Below are 16074 nucleotides of genomic sequence, written 5' to 3'. Positions count from 1 at the left end.
ATGGTGAGGCGCCACGGTCTCAAACAGTGGGCGGCCCCGGATACCCACAATGCACCCAAGACTCCGCCCGGCTGTACCACGCCATCATCACCATTTGCAGCAACGAGCTATGGCCCATGCGCAGCAAGCTCAGCGAGCTGTTTTCCCAGCGATCGAGAAACTGTCGGATGTCTTCGCCGGTGGCGTTTTCCCAGCTGCCCCAGATCCCGGTCAGTGGGCCGCGGGTGATGCTCATCCCCAGCACATCGAACAATTGCCGGGTCAGCTTGAGCATTTCCGCAGACAGGTGATCGAGGCTGTAATCCAGGCTTTTGAGGGTGCCGTCGACGGCGGCCGGCATTTTTTCGACGGCCACGGCACCGTCGAGCATTACCGGGATCAGTGCCCGCAGAAACAACAGGTCACCGCTGCGCAAAGTCGCGAAACCGCTGGCCGCCGTGCTCGACGAGCAGCCGCTGAGGCTCGCGCCTAATCCGGCCGTGGCCAGAAAGGCGCTGGCGCCCAGGCTGAATTTAAGCAGGCCGCGCCGGGACAGCGCGGGTGTGTCGGACAGGCTTGGGCTCATTATTGTTATTACCCGGCGGTGTTGATCGTTAGCGGATAAACAGCTTCTGGATCAGTTTCTGAATGGATTTGCCGTACGGCGGATAGATCAGCTTTGCCGCATTGAAACGCTGTTTGATCAGTACACCCTTGGCCTTGCTGAAGGTCAGGAAACCCTCATGGCCGTGGTAGTGGCCCATGCCCGAGGCGCCGATGCCGCCGAACGGCATGTCGTCCTGGGCAACGTGCAGCAAGGTGTCATTGAGGCATACGCCGCCGGAATGGGTTTCGTGGAGAACGCGGTTTTGCTCGCGCTTGTCGTAGCCGAAGTAATACAGCGCCAGCGGACGAGGCCGTTGGTTGATGTAGGCAAACGCTTCATCGAGGTCCTTGTACGGCACGATCGGCAGCAGCGGGCCGAAGATTTCGTCCTGCATCACCGTCATGTCGTCGCTGACGTTGAGCAGCAGGCTATGACCCATGCGCCGGCCCTGGCCCTGATCGAACAACGGAATCAGCAGCGCGCCCTTGCTGGTGGCGTCGCTGAGGTAGCCGTTGAGCCGCGCCAGTTGTCGCTCATTGATGATGGCGGTGTAGTCCGGATTGTCGGCCAGGGTCGGATAAAACCCGCGAACTGCCTGGCGATAGGCTTCGACGAAAGAGCCGACGCGGTCTTCCGGCACCAGCACGTAGTCCGGGGCGACACAGGTTTGCCCGGCGTTGAGAGTCTTGCCGAAAGCGATGCGTTCGGCGGCATCCTTTAGCGGTACATCGCGGGAAACGATGGCCGGGGACTTGCCGCCCAGTTCGAGGGTCACCGGGGTCAGGTTCTCGGCGGCGGCGCGCATCACGTGTTTGCCGATGCTGGTGGCGCCGGTGAACAGCAGGTGATCGAAGCGCAGCCGGGAGAACGCCACGCCGATGTCGGCCTCGCCGAGCACCACGCAAACCAGGTCTTGAGGGAATATCCGCCCCAGCAATTCCTTGAGCAGCAAACCGGTGGCGGGGGTCGATTCGCTGAGTTTGAGCATCACCCGGTTGCCCGCCGACAACGCCCCCACCAGTGGCCCGATGGCCAGATACAACGGGTAGTTCCACGGCACGATCACCCCGACTACGCCCAGCGGTTGATAAACGACTTTGGCCGACGCGGGTTGAAAGGCGATGCCGACTTTACGCCTCGAGGCCTTCATCCAGCCTTTGAGGTGTTGGCTGGCGTAGTGAATACCATGCAGGCTGGGCATCAATTCGGCGAGCAGGGTTTCGTCGGCGCTGCGGTGGCTGAAATCCTGGCTGATGGCGTCGACCAAGGCCTGGCGCTCATTGCTCAACAGGTCCCGCAATGCCTTTAGCCATTGCTGGCGCTGAGCCGCGGGTGGCATCGGGTTGCCTGCATACGCGGCGCGTTGAGCATCGAACAGGGTTTGGAGCTCGTCCAGAGGCTGCTGCAGGTTCTTCAGGTAGGCGATGTCAGCAGGCATGGTCGGCTCCGGATTTATTGTAATGGGAGGGTTTTTAGAGTCTATGCTCTAGAAAGTCAAATGACATCCTGACGCAGCTTTGTTTTATCCACTCCCGGATAGGTCGTAAGATGCCCGTCACCGCACTCTGAATTAAAGCTCAAGCCATGGCCCCTCGGATCAAAACCAGCGAGCGCATCGTGCAGAACAGCCTGGAGCTGTTCAATCAGCAGGGCGAGCGCAGCATCAGCACCAACCACATTGCTGCCCACATGGAGATTTCTCCGGGCAACCTGTACTACCACTTCCCCAACAAGCAGGCGATCATCGCTGTGCTGTTCAGTGAGTACGAAAGCCTGGTGGACAGCTTCCTGCGCCCGCCTCAGGGCCGCGCCGCGACGGTCGAAGACAAGCGCTTCTACCTCAAGGAATTGCTCGCTGCCATGTGGCGCTATCGGTTTTTGCATCGCGACCTCGAGCACTTGCTCGACAGCGATCCCGAGCTGGCCGCCCGTTACCGGCGCTTTTCCCAGCGCTGCCTGATCCAGGGCACCGCCATTTACGAAGGGTTCGTCGCCGCTGGCATCCTGAACATGGATAAGGTTCAGATCGAGTCACTGACGCTGAACGCCTGGATCATCCTCACGTCGTGGGTGCGGTTTCTGTGCACCACGCGGGAAAACTCCAACCACTTGAGCGAACAGGCCATTAAGCGTGGCGTGTATCAGGTGCTGGTGCTTGAGGCCGGGTTCGTTACCGATCAATCGCGCGACGCGGTAAATGCGCTGTTCGACGAATTTTACGTACCGCTGGCCCAGGCGCTGGAAGAAGTGCATTAGGATTCAAGACTGACAACATCACAGGAGCCCGTTATGCCCATTGCGCAACTGATCAGCCCGCAAGCGTTGGACCTGAAAAAGGAGACCCCGGGGCTGGTGATTCTGGATTGTCGTTTTGCCCTCGAAGACCCGGATTACGGTCAGCGCAGCTATGCCGAAGGGCATATTGCCGGGTCGAGCTTTGCCGATCTCGAGCGTGATCTGAGCGGGGCGGTGGTCAAGGGGGTTACCGGGCGTCATCCGTTGCCTGAACCCGAAAAGCTGATCGAGCGCCTGCAAGCCTGGGGCATCAATGCCGACAGCGAAGTGGTTTTGTACGATGACGGTCCTGGCGCCTACGCGGCGCGGGCCTGGTGGTTGCTGGCCTGGCTGGGCAAGCGCGATGGTGTGTTCATTCTCGATGGCGGGCTGAAAGCCTGGCACGCCGCCGGATTGCCCCTGAGTCTTGATCCGCCGTCGATCACTCGCGGCACCTTCACCGGGGCGCCGGATGCTTCGCTGGTGCTCAGCGCCAAACAGCTCCAGAAACGTCTCGGTCAGCCCGCGTTGACCTTGCTCGACGCCCGCGCCATGCCGCGCTTCAAGGGCGAAGTGGAGCCAATCGATCCGATTGCCGGGCACATCCCCGGCGCACAATGCGCCGCGTTCACCGAAAACCTGGGCAGCGACGGACGTTTTCTGCCCGCCGATCAGCTCAAGCAGCGGTTTGCCGCGAAGCTCGGTGATCGTTCGCCGACGGAGCTGGTCGCGTATTGCGGTTCCGGCGTGACGGCCTGCCACAACCTGTTCGCCCTGTGCCTGGCGGGTTATCCGTTGGGGTCGTTGTATGCCGGTTCGTGGAGCGAGTGGATTAACGATCCCGCGCGAGGCGTCGCCACCGGCGAGTAAGCGCAGAGCCGATGTGGGAGCGGGCCTGCTCCCACATTTGGATCTTCGTTGTCATCTATGGTCGGGCAATTGCCGCGCGCTGCGATACGCCCCCGGTCCAACGCCATAAACCTGCTTGAATTGCCGGCTCAGATGACTCTGGTCGGCAAAACCCAGTTGCGTCGCGACTTCCAGCGGCAGGCAACCGCCCTGTAACAACGCCCGTGCCCGAGCGATGCGCTGCTGCATCAACCAGGCGTGCGGCGGCATGCCGGTGGCGCGGCGGAACACCCGGGCGAAGTGGAAGGGGGACAGGTTCACCGTCGCTGCCAGTTCTTCCAGCGAGGGCGGCGCCGCCAATTGCGATTGCAGCCGTTCCTTGGCCAAGGTCACTGCGCGGTGTTCCTTGCCGGGTTTGCCGGCGATCGGGACGGCTGCGTGGCGTTGCAACAACGACAGCATCATTTCCCGCCAGACCGTTTGCTGCTGCAGTGCCGTGGACGGACTTTCCAGCAGCCGATGCAATTGGCAGAACCCCCTCACCAGATCCGGGTCGCGATACAGCGTGGCGCCAAACGCGGGCAGGGTGTCGCTCGGCAGTTCAAGCTCCTCCAGCAGCGAAAGAATTTGCCCGCTGTCGGGATAAAACGCCCGGTACAACCAACCGTCTTCCGTACCTTTGTGGCCGGTGTGCAGTTCGTCCGGGTTGATCAGCACCAGCGTGCCGCTGCCCGCCAAATGCTCGGCACCGCGATAGCGATAACGCTGGGCGCCGGCCATGATCATGCCGATCACATAGCCGTCATGCACATGAGGGGCGAAACGGTGTTCGATGTAGCGCGCAGACAACAACTCGACCCCGGCCAGCGGCGCCGTTTGCCAGAAGTGGATCGACTCGCCCTGATCGACTTCCACTGTTTATTTGCGCCCTGTGGCGGCCAGCCATTGGGGAATGCGCCGTTCCAGGTAGTAACCCGGTTGCCTGAACGAACCCTCGACGAAACCGACATGCCCGCCCTTGGCCTGCAACTCGAATTGAGTACTGGCGGACAATTCATCGGCTTGCGGCAGGCTATGCGGAAACACAAACGGGTCGTCAGCCGCCTGGATAATCAGGGTCGGCGTGCGAATCTCTCCAAGGAAATAACGACTCGACGCGCGACGATAATAGTCCGCGGCATCGGCGAAACCATTCAGTGGTGCGGTGACCCGGCCGTCGAAATCCCAGAAAGTACGCAAGTTCTCCAAAGAGCCCAGTGCCTCCAATGCCGCCAGGCCATCCTCATGTCCCTCATGCTGGAATCTGCGTTGTTTGTTCTTGATGTAGGCGACCATCTCTCGCATGAAATGCGCTTGGTAGAACTGGGAAAAACCCTGGCTGATACGATCGGCACAGTGATCGAGGCGAAACGGCACCGACACTGCCACCGCACCGAGTACACCGCTGTTGCTGCCGGTTTCACCCAGATGCTTGAGCAACACGTTACCGCCCATGGAATAACCGACCGCATACAGCGGCGCGAGGGGGCGTTGGGTGCGCAGGTGTCTGATGGTTTCGGCCAAATCTTCACTGGCCCCGGAATGGTAGCTGCGCGGCAACAGATTGGGCTCGCCGGAGCAACCTCGCCAGTTCAACGCGACGCTGGCCCAACCCTGGGCACCCAGCGCTTTCTGCATGCCGGCCACATAAGGCGAATTCGACGAGCCGGTCAGGCCGTGCAATACCAGCACCAACGGTGCATTCGCGCTGTGTGGGCCGTGCCAGTCCAGGTCAAGGAAATCGCCATCTTCAAGCCACAATCGCTCGCGCTCACGCTCGATATGTGTGGTTTTGCGCCATAGCGGTCCCCACAAGGTTTGTAAGTGCGGATTACCCAGGCCGTAGGCGGGCGTGAAGGCAGGGGTGAAACGTTCTGGCAGATGGGACACGATTGCTCTCGATGCTGCGGCGCGTACCCGCAGCGTTAGCTGACTGAGCTTCGCACCGTTTTCTCAGGCCGGACTAGCCGGCGATCCCTGCCATACGTTGCCACAACGCGTAGTACACACGTCCCGATTTTTGCTCCCGATGCAGGCGCCAATTTTCTGGCAAACCCAATATCGACGGTGCGCTTTCGCTTTCAGTGTAGACCCACGCATCGTCAGCCAGCCAATGACGTTCTTCGAGCAGAGTGCAAACCACAGGCAACAGATTCTGATTGAACGGCGGGTCGAGGAATACCAGGTCGAACGCCGTGGCCGGTTGGGTTTCCAGATAGCGCAAGGCGTCGGCAGTCTGTACCTGGCCGTTGGTGCAGCGCAGGGTGCCCAGATGTTCTTTCAGGCTGGACACCGCTATGTTGCTGGCGTCCAGCGCCTGGCCCATGGCCGCGCCACGGGACAAGGCTTCCAGGAACAGCGCGCCGCTGCCGGCAAACGGATCGAGCACCTTGGCCCCGGCGACGTAAGGCGCGAGCCAGTTGAACAGGGTTTCACGCACCCGGTCCGGCGTTGGGCGCAGGCCTGGGGCATCCGGGAAGCTCAGCTTTCGGCTGCGCCATTCGCCGCCGATGATGCGCAGTTGGTTCACACCGTTATGCACGTTGTGGACAGGTTTTTTTGGGCGAGTGGCCATTAATGCTCCGGAACCCCGAGCGGCTGCTCGGCAGGTTTGTCAGTAGGGGCCGGCAACGGCTTTTGTGGCACGGTCGGGCCAGCGCTGACGATGACCAGTTTATCCGTGCTCAGGTGTTTGCTCAGTGCGGCTTTGACTTGCTCGACTGTCAGGCTCTGGGACTGTTGCATGAAGTCTTCCAGGTAGCTCAGCGGCAAGTTGTAAAAGCCCATGGCGCCGAGCTGACCGACGATATCGGCGTTGCTGGCGGTGGACAGCGGGAAGCTGCCGGCCAGTTCACGCTTGGCGTCGTCGAGTTCTTTCTCGGTGGGGCCGGACTTAAGGTAGTCGGCGAGCACATCCTGCACCAGTTTCAGGGTGCCTTCGCTCATTTCGGCGCGGGTTTGCAGGTTGATCATGAACGGGCCGCGAACCTGCATCGGGCTGAAACCCGAATACACACCGTAAGCCAGGCCACGCTTCTCACGCACTTCGCTCATCAGCCGGGTGCCGAAACCGCCGCCGCCAAGAATCTGGTTGCCCATGGACAGCGCTGCGTAATCCGGATCGTCACGGTCGATACCCAGTTGCGCGATCATCAGGTTGGTCTGCTTGGACGGAAACTCGATGTGGCCGATGCTGGGCTTGGGGTCGGTCGGCTGTTCGACTTTCGCCAGGGCCGGGCCTTTGGGCAGGTCGGCGGATACCTGGGCGGCGACCGCCTCGGCTTCGGCGCGCGACAGGTCGCCTACCAGCGCAATCACCACGTTGCCGGCGGCGTAGGCTTTCTGATGGAAGGCTTGCAACTGCGCCAGGGTGATCGGTGGAATGCTCTTCGCCGTGCCGTCGCTGGAGTGCGCATACGGGTGATCGCCATACAAGCGGTTCATCAGCTCCAGGCTGGCGAGTTTGCCGGGGTTCTGTTTCTGGAATTCGAAGCCGGCGAGCATCTGGTTCTTGATGCGCGCAAACGAGTCGGCGGGGAAGGTCGGTTTGCCGACGACTTCAGCGAACAGCTTCAAGGCAGGCTCGCGTTTGTCCACCGCACTGAGGCTGCGCAGGGAGGCAAGCGCCATGTCCTTGTACGCGCCGTTGCTGAAGTCGGCGCCCAATCCTTCGAAGCCCTGAGCGATGGCGCCGACATCTTTGCCGGCCACACCTTCGTTGAGCATGGCGTTGGTCAGCAATGCCAGGCCGGGTGCATCACCGTCCTGGCTGCTGCCGGCGGCGAAGATCAGGCGCATGTCGAACATCGGCAGTTCACGGGCTTCAACGAACAATACCTTGGCGCCTTCGGCGGTATTCCAGGTCTGCACGTTCAGCGAGCGATGGCTTGGGGCCTTGCCGTCGAGTTCGGCCAGCGATTGCAGCTTTTGGCTGGACTTGGCCTTGTCGAGGGCTTCGCTGGCGTTGGACTCGTCGGGTTTTGACAGATAAAAGGCGGCAGACCCGATCAGTGCGACAGCGATCAGGCCGATCAGGGCCAGACGCGACTTTTTACGCTCACTCATGAGTCGTCTCCTGTGGCAGTACATGGGCGACGCTGAGACGTTCGCGGGTGAAATACAGCTTGGCGGCCTTCTGGATGTCCTGCGGGGTCACGCTTTCCAGGTCGGCGAGTTCGGTGTCCATCAGTTTCCACGACAGGCCGACGGTTTCCAGTTGGCCGATGGCGGTGGCCTGGCTGGTGATCGAGTCGCGCTCAAAGACCAGGCCGGCAATGACCTGTGCTCGCACCCGCTCCAGCTCTTCAGTGGACGGTGCGGTGGTTTTCAGCTGTTCGAGCAGTTTCCACAGGCCGGCTTCGGCCTGGGCCATGGTTTTCTTCTTCTGGGTGTTCGGCGTGGCCGACAAGGTGAACAGGCTGTCGCCACGGGTGTAGGCGTCGTAGCTCGACGAGCCGCCGGACACCAGCTCTTCGCCGCGCTCCAGTTGCGTCGGGATGCGGCCGCTGTAGCCACCGTCGAGCAGGGCGGAAATCAGGCGCAGGGCGTTCACCGATTGTTTGTCTGCGGCTGTGGCGATGCTCGGCACGTTGAAGGCCAGCATCAGGCTCGGCAATTGGGTCTGCACATGCAGGGTGATCTTGCGTTCGCCGGGCTCAGCCAGCTCCAGCGGGATTTTCGCCGGTGGCACGTCGCGCTTGGCGATCGGGCCGAAGTAACGCTGGGCCAGGGTTTTGACTTCGTCCGGGGTCACATCGCCGACCACCACCAGGGTGGCGTTGTTCGGCACATACCAGGACTGGTACCAGTGGCGCAGTTCTTCGACTTTCATGCGGTCGAGGTCGGCCATCCAGCCGATGGTCGGCGTGTGGTAGCCGCTGGCGGGGTAGGCGATGGCCATGAAACGTTCGTAGGCCTTGGACATCGGCTTGTCGTCGGTGCGCAGGCGACGCTCTTCTTTGATCACCTCGATTTCGCGGGTGAACTCGTCGGCCGGCAGGCGCAGGTTGGCCATGCGGTCGGCTTCCAGTTCGAAGGCCACGCCCAGACGGTCGCGGGCCAGCACCTGGTAATACGCGGTGAAGTCGTCGCTGGTGAAAGCGTTCTCCTCGGCACCGAGATCGCGCAGGATCAGCGAGGCTTCGCCGGGGCCGACTTTCTCGCTGCCCTTGAACATCATGTGTTCCAGCGCATGGGACAACCCGGTCTGGCCCGGGGTCTCGTAGCTGGAGCCGACCTTGTACCAGATCTGGGAAACGACGACCGGCGCACGATGGTCTTCGCGCACGACAACCTTCAGGCCGTTGTCGAGGGTGAATTCGTGGGTCGGTTGTGGATCGGCAGCCAGGGCCGAGAGGGGCAGACAAACTGTGCTGAGCAGCAGGCCTGCAGCGCGGCGGGCTAGAGCATTCATTCGTTTTTAAACCTGTTGGGCTGCCCGCTTGGTCTTAGCGTCGGCGGGCGAGAGGGTGCTAGGATACTGATCCGTTTTACTGGCGGCCACGCCTATCAAGCCTTTGATCGGCTTGCAGGTTGTATGGGTTACCGGCAGAAGCTTTGAGTTTGTCAGCTAAACTCTGCGTTTTCGCCGACGATGCCGTTCCAGTCCTTCGTATTAGTCGACCTTTGAGGCGCCGTTGGCTCCTCGACAAAATGTTGCGCGTGAACAAGCTGGATGAATCGCAGTCTGTTCAGCATCGAATTATTTATTTGCCGAGGCGCCTTTTGGCGCGTCGCTACCGTGAGATAGCCGTCCTCCATGTTTGGTTCCAACGACGACAAGAAGACCCCAGCTGCGGCTGGTGAGAAGAAAAGCCTGTTCGGATGGCTGCGCAAAAAGCCGCAGGAACCCGTTGTCGAACAGCCACAGCCACTTTCTGAGCCAACCCCGGCACCGGTTATAGAGCAAAAGCCTGCGCCGATTGCCGAGCCGGTGCTGCAACCTGCGGCCGCGCTCGTACCTGAAACCGAAGTCGCGGCCCCATTGCCGCTGACGCCAGTTGCCACGCCGTGGCTGACTTTGCCGGTAGCGGAAGAGCCGGTGGCGCTGGTCGAAGATGAGCAAGCACCGCACATCACCCCGCCGATTCCGGCCCCGACTGCGTTTGCTCCGGAGCCGGTTCGGGCGCCAGTGGTTGAACCGGCAGCTGTTGCTCCCGTGTTCGTGGCCGAACCTGCACCGGTGGCTCCAGTGCCAGCATTTGTTGCTCCGGTTGCTCAAGCGCCTGCGCCTGCGCCCGTCATCGCTCCTGTTGCCGCCACACCGGTTGCGCCCCTCGAAACTCCAGTCGAGCCTGTGCGTACCGAAGAGACCAAAGCCGGTTTCTTCGCCCGTCTCAAGCAAGGCCTGTCCAAGACCAGCGCCAGCATTGGCGAGGGCATGGCCAGTCTGTTCCTCGGCAAGAAAACCATTGATGACGAACTGCTCGAAGACATCGAAACCCGTCTGCTGACCGCCGATGTCGGCGTCGAAGCGACGTCGGTGATCATTCAGCGCCTGACTCAGAAAGTCGCCCGCAAGGAGCTGGCCGATGCCGACGCGCTGTACAAATCCCTGCAAGCCGAATTGGCAGCGATGCTCAAACCGGTCGAGCAGCCGCTGAAAATCACCTCGCAGAACAAGCCGTTCGTGATTCTGGTGGTCGGCGTCAACGGTGCTGGCAAAACCACCACCATCGGCAAGCTGGCGAAGAAGCTGCAACTGGAAGGCAAGAAAGTCATGCTCGCCGCCGGTGACACCTTCCGCGCCGCGGCGGTCGAGCAACTGCAGGTCTGGGGCGAGCGCAACAAGATCCCGGTGATCGCCCAGCACACCGGCGCCGACTCGGCTTCGGTAATCTTCGACGCCGTGCAGGCCGCCAAGGCCCGTGGCATTGATGTGTTGATCGCCGACACCGCCGGCCGCCTGCACACCAAAGACAATTTGATGGAAGAGTTGAAGAAGGTTCGCCGTGTGATCGGCAAACTCGACGCCGACGCGCCTCATGAGGTGCTGTTGGTGCTCGATGCCGGTACCGGCCAGAACGCCATCAACCAGGCCAAGCAATTCAACCAGACCGTCGAACTGACCGGCCTGGCGCTGACCAAACTCGACGGCACCGCCAAGGGTGGGGTGATTTTCGCCCTGGCCAAGCAGTTTGGCTTGCCGATCCGTTACATCGGCGTTGGTGAAGGCATCGACGATTTGCGTACTTTTGAAGCAGAACCCTTTGTCCAGGCATTGTTTGCCGAGCGGGAGCGTTCATGATTCGTTTCGAACAGGTCGGTAAACGCTACCCGAACGGTCACGTCGGCTTGCATGAGCTGAGCTTTCGAGTCCGTCGGGGCGAATTCTTGTTTGTCACCGGCCATTCCGGCGCCGGTAAAAGCACCTTGTTGCGGCTGTTGCTGGCCATGGAACGTCCGACCACCGGCAAATTGCTGCTGGCCGGGCAAGACCTGAGCACCATCAGCAACGCACAGATCCCATTCCTGCGCCGACAGATCGGCGTGGTGTTCCAGAACCACCAGTTGCTGTTCGATCGCACGGTGTTCAATAACGTCGCGTTGCCGTTGCAGATCCTTGGCCTGTCCAAGGCCGAAGTCGTCAAGCGCGTGGACTCGGCCCTGGAGCGCGTGGCGCTCTCGGACAAAACCGATCTCTACCCTGGCGACCTGTCTACCGGCCAGCAACAGCGCGTCGGCATCGCTCGCGCCATCGTGCACCGTCCGGCCTTGCTGCTGGCGGACGAACCGACCGGTAACCTCGACCCGCGTCTGGCGGCAGAAATCATGGGCGTGTTCGAAGACATCAACCGTCTGGGCACCAGCGTGCTGATCGCCAGTCACGACCTGGCGCTGATTGCCCGCATGCGTCATCGCATGCTGACCCTGCAGCGTGGTCGATTGATCGGCGACGGGGAGGCCGGTGTATGAGTGCGACACGTAGCCCCAAGGTTTCCGAGCGCGTGGCCCCGAAGGCCGCCGATCCGCAACCACAGCAGAAGAAAAAACGCGACGATGACGATGGCCCGGATTTCGCCACGCTGTTCCGCGCCTGGATAGAAAGCCATCGCGCCAGTCTGCTGGACAGCTTGCGTCGCTTGGGCAAGCACCCGATCGGCAGCTTTTTCACCTGCATGGTGATGGCTGTAGCCCTGAGCTTGCCGATGGGCCTGTCACTTTTGCTGAATAACGTCGAGCGTCTGGGCGGCTCCTGGCAGCGTGCGGCGCAGATTTCCCTGTACCTGCAACTTGAGGCCAGCCCTGCCGAGGGTAAGTCGTTGCGTGAGCAGATCAAAGGCATACCGGGTGTGGCCGATGCTGAATATGTCGGTCGCGATCAGGCGCTGGAAGAGTTCCAGCAGCAGTCCGGGCTGGGCGAGGCACTCAAGGAGCTCCCGGAAAACCCGCTGCCAGGCGTGGTCCTGGTGACTCCGAAAGAGGTCGACAAGCCTGCGCTTGAAGCATTACGACAAAAACTTTCCGAATTGCCGAAGGTACAACAGGCGCAACTTGATCTAGTCTGGGTCGAGCGTCTGGCGGCCATCCTCAAGCTGGGCGACCGTTTTGTCTTCGGTCTGACCGTGCTTTTGGTTTCTGCATTACTTTTGGTGATAGGCAATACCATTCGTCTTCATATTGAAAACCGCCGCACAGAGATAGAAGTGATTAAACTCGTCGGCGGCACGGACAGTTATGTGCGCAGGCCCTTTCTGTACATGGGCGCGCTTTATGGCTTCGGTGCGGGGATTTTTTCCTGGGGCGTATTGGCGTTCGGCCTGAACTGGCTGAACGACGCGGTGGTTGGACTGGCCGGTTTGTACGGCAGTGATTTTGCGCTGGCCGGAGTGCCAGTTGCCGACGGTCTGTCGCTCTTGCTTGGCGCGGTGCTGTTGGGGTATATCGGTGCATGGATTGCAGTCGCACGCCACCTGCGGGAGCTTGCGCCAAAGTAATATCATTTTGCTCGTATTGACCTTTCAGCGTTTATGGGAACTTGTTTTTTGGTTTCCGGTCAATTTTCGCAGTGCTGAACTGCACGAGTTATGTAAGTCGGAGGTTTTTTCGTATGACCAATTCTTTGCAGCCTGCATATGCTCTGGTCCCGGGTGCGAACCTGGAGGCCTATGTGCACACGGTGAACAGCATTCCATTGCTGACGCCGGAGCAGGAGCGTGAACTGGCCGAGAGTCTCTATTATGAGCAGGATTTGGGGGCGGCTCGGCAGATGGTGCTCGCCCACCTGCGTTTTGTCGTACACATTGCCCGTAGCTATTCCGGCTACGGCCTGGCCCAGGCTGACCTGATCCAGGAAGGCAACGTCGGCCTGATGAAAGCGGTCAAGCGTTTCAACCCGGAAATGGGTGTGCGCCTGGTGTCCTTTGCGGTGCACTGGATCAAGGCGGAAATCCACGAGTTCATCCTGCGCAACTGGCGGATCGTCAAAGTCGCGACCACCAAGGCTCAGCGCAAGCTGTTCTTCAACCTGCGCAGCCAGAAGAAACGTCTGGCCTGGCTGAACAACGAGGAAGTCCACCGTGTGGCGGAAAGCCTCGGCGTAGAGCCGCGGGAAGTACGCGAGATGGAAAGTCGCCTGACCGGCCATGACATGGCCTTCGACCCGGCCGCGGAAGCGGACGACGACAGTGCCTTCCAATCGCCGGCCAACTACCTGGAAGACCACCGGTACGATCCGGCTCGTCAACTGGAAGACGCCGACTGGAGCGACAACTCCAATCACAACCTGCACGAAGCACTTGAAGTGCTGGACGACCGCAGCCGCGACATCCTCTACCAGCGCTGGCTGGCAGAAGAAAAAGCCACGCTGCACGACCTGGCGCAGAAGTACAACGTGTCGGCCGAGCGTATTCGTCAGCTCGAGAAGAGCGCGATGAACAAGCTCAAGTTGTCGATCGCCGCGTAACCCACGCGAAGGCAATAAAAAACGCCCCGATCATTGATCGGGGCGTTTTTGTTTCTGCCCAATTTCCAGTTTAACGTCGACCTTGTGGGATCTTCGGTGTCATTGAGCCCACGGTGCCCGGCGCGAATCGTTGAGGCCGACCAGATAACTGTCCCCGCCCAACTGGCTCATCTGCTGACGAATCCACCCCGCCCGCCTTGCAACGTAAGAAGTCGGATGGCTGGCACTCCACACCCGCGGGTTCGGCAGTACCGCCGCCAGCAAACTTGCCTGCTGCCGGGACAGCGAACCAGCGCCCACGCCAAAGTGATGCCGGGCCGCTGCTTCGGCGCCGAACACGCCTTCATCCCACTCGGCACTATTGAGGTACACCTCAAGAATCCGCTGCTTGGGCCAGAACACTTCGATCAACCCAGTAAACCAGGCTTCCAGGCCTTTACGCAGCCAGCTGCGGCCAGACCACAGAAAAAGGTTTTTCGACACTTGCTGGCTCAGGGTGCTGGCGCCGCGAATCGAGCCGCCGCGCTCGTTATGTGCAAACGCCGCCTGAATCGCGCTGAAATCAAAGCCCCAATGCTCGGGAAACTTCTGGTCTTCACCGGCAATTACCGCGACTTTCAGGTCGTCGGAGATTTCATCCCAAGGTTTCCAGGTGCGTTGCAGGTCGATGGGCTCGCCGTCGAGCCAGGATTCGATCTTGCGCTCGACCATTAATGCCGTTCCCGGTGGCGGCACCACCCGAAACAGCAGAACCAGCAAAACGCTGCCGACCGCGAACCAGAGCAGGGCCTTTGTGAAACGACGGAAAATTAACTGCAGCATAGAGATGGCTTGGCCGAACCCGTTGAGCCGGCCATTATACAGACCCTGTTGATCGAGTCTGACTGGAGTTCTTCATGCTGCGTGGCTTTCTGATGCTGGCCGCTTTCTTCGGCTTCACCGGCGTTGCCTTGGGCGCATTCGCCGCCCACGGCCTGAAAAACCGCCTGACGCCCGAGTATTTGGCGATTTTCCACACGGGCGTCACTTATCAACTGGTGCATACCCTGGCGTTGCTGGGTGTTGCATTGCTGGCCACGCAGATTCCCGGTCGTCTGATTACCTGGGCCGGCGCGTCTTTTGCTCTAGGCATTGTGTTGTTTTCCGGCAGCCTGTACCTGCTGACGATGACCGGTGTCAGCAAGCTCGGGATCGTTACACCGTTCGGCGGCCTCGCGTTTCTGGTCGGCTGGGTTTGCCTGGGGCTAGCCGCCTGGCGGCTGAGCTGACCACGCAGTCCATTTCGTGACGAATGGCTTGGGTCGTCAAGTCTGATCGGGCTAGAATGCCAGCCCCTAAAAATGATGGCGGCATTCGGCATGCGCATTCAGTTGAACGGCGAATCCCTTGAACTGCCCGACGGTGAAACCGTTGCGGCCCTGCTGACCCGTCTGGAACTGACTGGGCGCCGGGTGGCGGTCGAGCTCAATCTGGATATCGTCCCGCGCAGCCAGCACGCTGAAACCGCGCTGAACGACGGCGACTCGGTCGAAGTGGTACACGCCATCGGCGGCGGCTAGCCGTCTGGCCCGAGCGGCCACAGAATCATTGTGCAAGAACCTCACCCCAACAGAGGATTTCCCATGAGCATCGTTCGTAGCGACAAGCCCTTCGTCCTGGCCGGTCGTACTTACCAGTCGCGTTTGCTGGTAGGCACCGGCAAGTACCGTGACATGGAAGAAACCCGCCTGGCCATCGAGGCTTCGGGTGCCGAGATCGTCACCTTCGCCGTGCGCCGGACCAACCTCGGCCAGAACCCGGGCGAACCGAACCTGCTCGAAGTCCTGTCGCCGGATCGCTACACCTTCCTGCCGAACACTGCCGGTTGCTACGACGCCATTGAAGCCGTGCGCACCTGCCGCCTGGCCCGTGAGCTGCTCGACGGCCACAACCTGGTGAAGCTGGAAGTGCTGGCGGATCAGAAAACCCTGTTCCCCAACGTGATCGAAACCCTCAAGGCCGCCGAAGTGCTGGTCAAGGAAGGCTTCGACGTGATGGTGTACACCAGCGATGATCCGATCATTGCCCGTCAACTGGCGGAAATCGGCTGTATCGCGGTCATGCCGCTGGCTGGTCTGATCGGCTCGGGCCTGGGGATCTGCAACCCGTACAACCTGCAGATCATCCTCGAAGAGGCGAAAATCCCGGTGCTGGTGGATGCCGGTGTCGGTACTGCCTCCGACGCCACCATCGCCATGGAGCTGGGCTGTGAAGCGGTGCTGATGAACTCGGCCATCGCCCATGCCCAGCAGCCGATCATGATGGCCGAAGCCATGAAACACGCCATCGTGGCAGGTCGTCTGGCCTACCTCGCCGGCCGCATGCCGAAAAAACTCTATGCCAGCGCCTCCTCGCCGCTGGATGGTCTGATCAAGTAAGAGCC

General features: G+C 60.8%; 17 protein-coding genes. 9 read left to right on the top strand and 8 right to left on the bottom strand.

The features are described from left to right. Nucleotides 1–19 precede the first annotated feature (19 nt). Complete coding sequence (locus ACCC96_RS11550) at nt 20–565, bottom strand: twin-arginine translocation pathway signal protein (RefSeq protein ID WP_413695864.1); 546 nt, start codon at nt 563–565, stop codon at nt 20–22. Between the two features lie 28 nt (nt 566–593). After that, a complete protein-coding gene (locus tag ACCC96_RS11545; protein WP_413695863.1) occupies nt 594–2024 on the bottom strand; it encodes a coniferyl aldehyde dehydrogenase in 1431 nt (476 codons plus the stop codon). Nucleotides 2025–2170: 146 nt separating this feature from the next. Here ACCC96_RS11545 and ACCC96_RS11540 point away from each other — a divergent pair, with 146 nt between their 5' ends. Beyond that, nucleotides 2171–2842, top strand: a complete 672-nt coding sequence (locus ACCC96_RS11540; RefSeq protein ID WP_018928685.1) for a TetR/AcrR family transcriptional regulator — start codon at nt 2171–2173, stop codon at nt 2840–2842. Between the two features lie 33 nt (nt 2843–2875). Next, complete coding sequence (locus tag ACCC96_RS11535; RefSeq protein WP_413695862.1) at nt 2876–3730, top strand: sulfurtransferase; 855 nt, start codon at nt 2876–2878, stop codon at nt 3728–3730. Between the two features lie 51 nt (nt 3731–3781). Here the strand turns inward: ACCC96_RS11535 and ACCC96_RS11530 are convergent, their stop codons facing one another. The 5 genes from ACCC96_RS11530 to ACCC96_RS11510 all read right to left on the bottom strand — a co-directional run bounded on the left by ACCC96_RS11530 (nt 3782) and on the right by ACCC96_RS11510 (nt 9161). Further along, nucleotides 3782–4624 (bottom strand): AraC family ligand binding domain-containing protein, encoded by an 843-nt coding sequence (locus ACCC96_RS11530; protein ID WP_413695861.1) that lies wholly within the window; start codon nt 4622–4624, stop codon nt 3782–3784. Nucleotides 4625–4627: 3 nt separating this feature from the next. Next, nucleotides 4628–5638 (bottom strand): hydrolase, encoded by a 1011-nt coding sequence (locus ACCC96_RS11525; protein WP_018928688.1) that lies wholly within the window; start codon nt 5636–5638, stop codon nt 4628–4630. 73 nt (nt 5639–5711) lie between these two features. Then, on the bottom strand, nt 5712–6323 hold the full coding sequence (rsmD, locus tag ACCC96_RS11520; protein ID WP_018928689.1) for a 16S rRNA (guanine(966)-N(2))-methyltransferase RsmD: 612 nt from the start codon (nt 6321–6323) through the stop codon (nt 5712–5714). After that, the gene (locus ACCC96_RS11515; RefSeq protein ID WP_413695860.1) at nt 6323–7813 is read right to left on the bottom strand and encodes a M16 family metallopeptidase; all 1491 of its coding nucleotides are present in this window, start codon (nt 7811–7813) and stop codon (nt 6323–6325) included. The genes rsmD and ACCC96_RS11515 overlap by 1 nt, the downstream gene beginning before the upstream one ends. Then, entirely contained in the window at nt 7806–9161 is a 1356-nt protein-coding gene (locus tag ACCC96_RS11510) for a M16 family metallopeptidase (RefSeq protein WP_413695859.1), read from the bottom strand. The genes ACCC96_RS11515 and ACCC96_RS11510 overlap by 8 nt, the downstream gene beginning before the upstream one ends. 345 nt (nt 9162–9506) lie before the next feature. On the opposite strand from ACCC96_RS11510, the gene ftsY reads away from it, so the two are divergent. The 4 genes from ftsY to rpoH all read left to right on the top strand — a co-directional run bounded on the left by ftsY (nt 9507) and on the right by rpoH (nt 13652). Next, nucleotides 9507–10994 (top strand): signal recognition particle-docking protein FtsY, encoded by a 1488-nt coding sequence (gene ftsY, locus ACCC96_RS11505; RefSeq protein ID WP_413695858.1) that lies wholly within the window; start codon nt 9507–9509, stop codon nt 10992–10994. After that, nucleotides 10991–11662, top strand: coding sequence for a cell division ATP-binding protein FtsE (ftsE, locus tag ACCC96_RS11500; protein WP_018928694.1), 672 nt, complete (start codon nt 10991–10993; stop codon nt 11660–11662). Before ftsY ends, ftsE begins: the two co-directional genes overlap by 4 nt. Next, entirely contained in the window at nt 11659–12684 is a 1026-nt protein-coding gene (gene ftsX / locus ACCC96_RS11495) for a permease-like cell division protein FtsX (protein ID WP_413695857.1), read from the top strand. Before ftsE ends, ftsX begins: the two co-directional genes overlap by 4 nt. A 113-nt stretch (nt 12685–12797) precedes the next feature. Further along, entirely contained in the window at nt 12798–13652 is an 855-nt protein-coding gene (rpoH, locus tag ACCC96_RS11490; RefSeq protein ID WP_007897890.1) for an RNA polymerase sigma factor RpoH, read from the top strand. A gap of 99 nt (nt 13653–13751) precedes the next feature. Here rpoH and mtgA read toward each other — a convergent pair whose 3' ends face one another. Next, nucleotides 13752–14474, bottom strand: coding sequence for a monofunctional biosynthetic peptidoglycan transglycosylase (gene mtgA, locus ACCC96_RS11485; protein WP_413695856.1), 723 nt, complete (start codon nt 14472–14474; stop codon nt 13752–13754). A gap of 74 nt (nt 14475–14548) precedes the next feature. On the opposite strand from mtgA, the gene ACCC96_RS11480 reads away from it, so the two are divergent. The 3 genes from ACCC96_RS11480 to ACCC96_RS11470 all read left to right on the top strand — a co-directional run bounded on the left by ACCC96_RS11480 (nt 14549) and on the right by ACCC96_RS11470 (nt 16069). After that, on the top strand, nt 14549–14920 hold the full coding sequence (locus ACCC96_RS11480; RefSeq protein WP_019580607.1) for a DUF423 domain-containing protein: 372 nt from the start codon (nt 14549–14551) through the stop codon (nt 14918–14920). 90 nt (nt 14921–15010) lie between these two features. Continuing rightward, on the top strand, nt 15011–15211 hold the full coding sequence (gene thiS, locus ACCC96_RS11475) for a sulfur carrier protein ThiS (protein WP_177324956.1): 201 nt from the start codon (nt 15011–15013) through the stop codon (nt 15209–15211). A gap of 63 nt (nt 15212–15274) precedes the next feature. Next, nucleotides 15275–16069, top strand: coding sequence for a thiazole synthase (locus tag ACCC96_RS11470; RefSeq protein ID WP_007939343.1), 795 nt, complete (start codon nt 15275–15277; stop codon nt 16067–16069). The last annotated feature ends 5 nt before the right edge of the window (nt 16070–16074 follow it).

Source organism: Pseudomonas sp. Pseusp11, assembly GCF_047304405.1.
Classification (GTDB): domain Bacteria; phylum Pseudomonadota; class Gammaproteobacteria; order Pseudomonadales; family Pseudomonadaceae; genus Aquipseudomonas.
This window is presented reverse-complemented; position numbering and strand designations above follow the sequence as displayed.

Coding starts and splice junctions, on each gene's coding strand:
- ftsX (WP_413695857.1), top strand. CDS start 11,659: ATGAGTGCGACACGTAGCCCCAAGGTTTCCGAGCGCGTGGCCCCGAAG.
- ftsY (WP_413695858.1), top strand. CDS start 9,507: ATGTTTGGTTCCAACGACGACAAGAAGACCCCAGCTGCGGCTGGTGAG.
- ACCC96_RS11545 (WP_413695863.1), bottom strand. CDS start 2,024: ATGCCTGCTGACATCGCCTACCTGAAGAACCTGCAGCAGCCTCTGGAC.
- thiS (WP_177324956.1), top strand. CDS start 15,011: ATGCGCATTCAGTTGAACGGCGAATCCCTTGAACTGCCCGACGGTGAA.
- ACCC96_RS11480 (WP_019580607.1), top strand. CDS start 14,549: ATGCTGCGTGGCTTTCTGATGCTGGCCGCTTTCTTCGGCTTCACCGGC.
- ACCC96_RS11535 (WP_413695862.1), top strand. CDS start 2,876: ATGCCCATTGCGCAACTGATCAGCCCGCAAGCGTTGGACCTGAAAAAG.
- ACCC96_RS11470 (WP_007939343.1), top strand. CDS start 15,275: ATGAGCATCGTTCGTAGCGACAAGCCCTTCGTCCTGGCCGGTCGTACT.
- ACCC96_RS11540 (WP_018928685.1), top strand. CDS start 2,171: ATGGCCCCTCGGATCAAAACCAGCGAGCGCATCGTGCAGAACAGCCTG.
- rsmD (WP_018928689.1), bottom strand. CDS start 6,323: ATGGCCACTCGCCCAAAAAAACCTGTCCACAACGTGCATAACGGTGTG.
- ftsE (WP_018928694.1), top strand. CDS start 10,991: ATGATTCGTTTCGAACAGGTCGGTAAACGCTACCCGAACGGTCACGTC.
- ACCC96_RS11510 (WP_413695859.1), bottom strand. CDS start 9,161: ATGAATGCTCTAGCCCGCCGCGCTGCAGGCCTGCTGCTCAGCACAGTT.
- ACCC96_RS11515 (WP_413695860.1), bottom strand. CDS start 7,813: ATGAGTGAGCGTAAAAAGTCGCGTCTGGCCCTGATCGGCCTGATCGCT.
- rpoH (WP_007897890.1), top strand. CDS start 12,798: ATGACCAATTCTTTGCAGCCTGCATATGCTCTGGTCCCGGGTGCGAAC.
- ACCC96_RS11550 (WP_413695864.1), bottom strand. CDS start 565: ATGAGCCCAAGCCTGTCCGACACACCCGCGCTGTCCCGGCGCGGCCTG.
- mtgA (WP_413695856.1), bottom strand. CDS start 14,474: ATGCTGCAGTTAATTTTCCGTCGTTTCACAAAGGCCCTGCTCTGGTTC.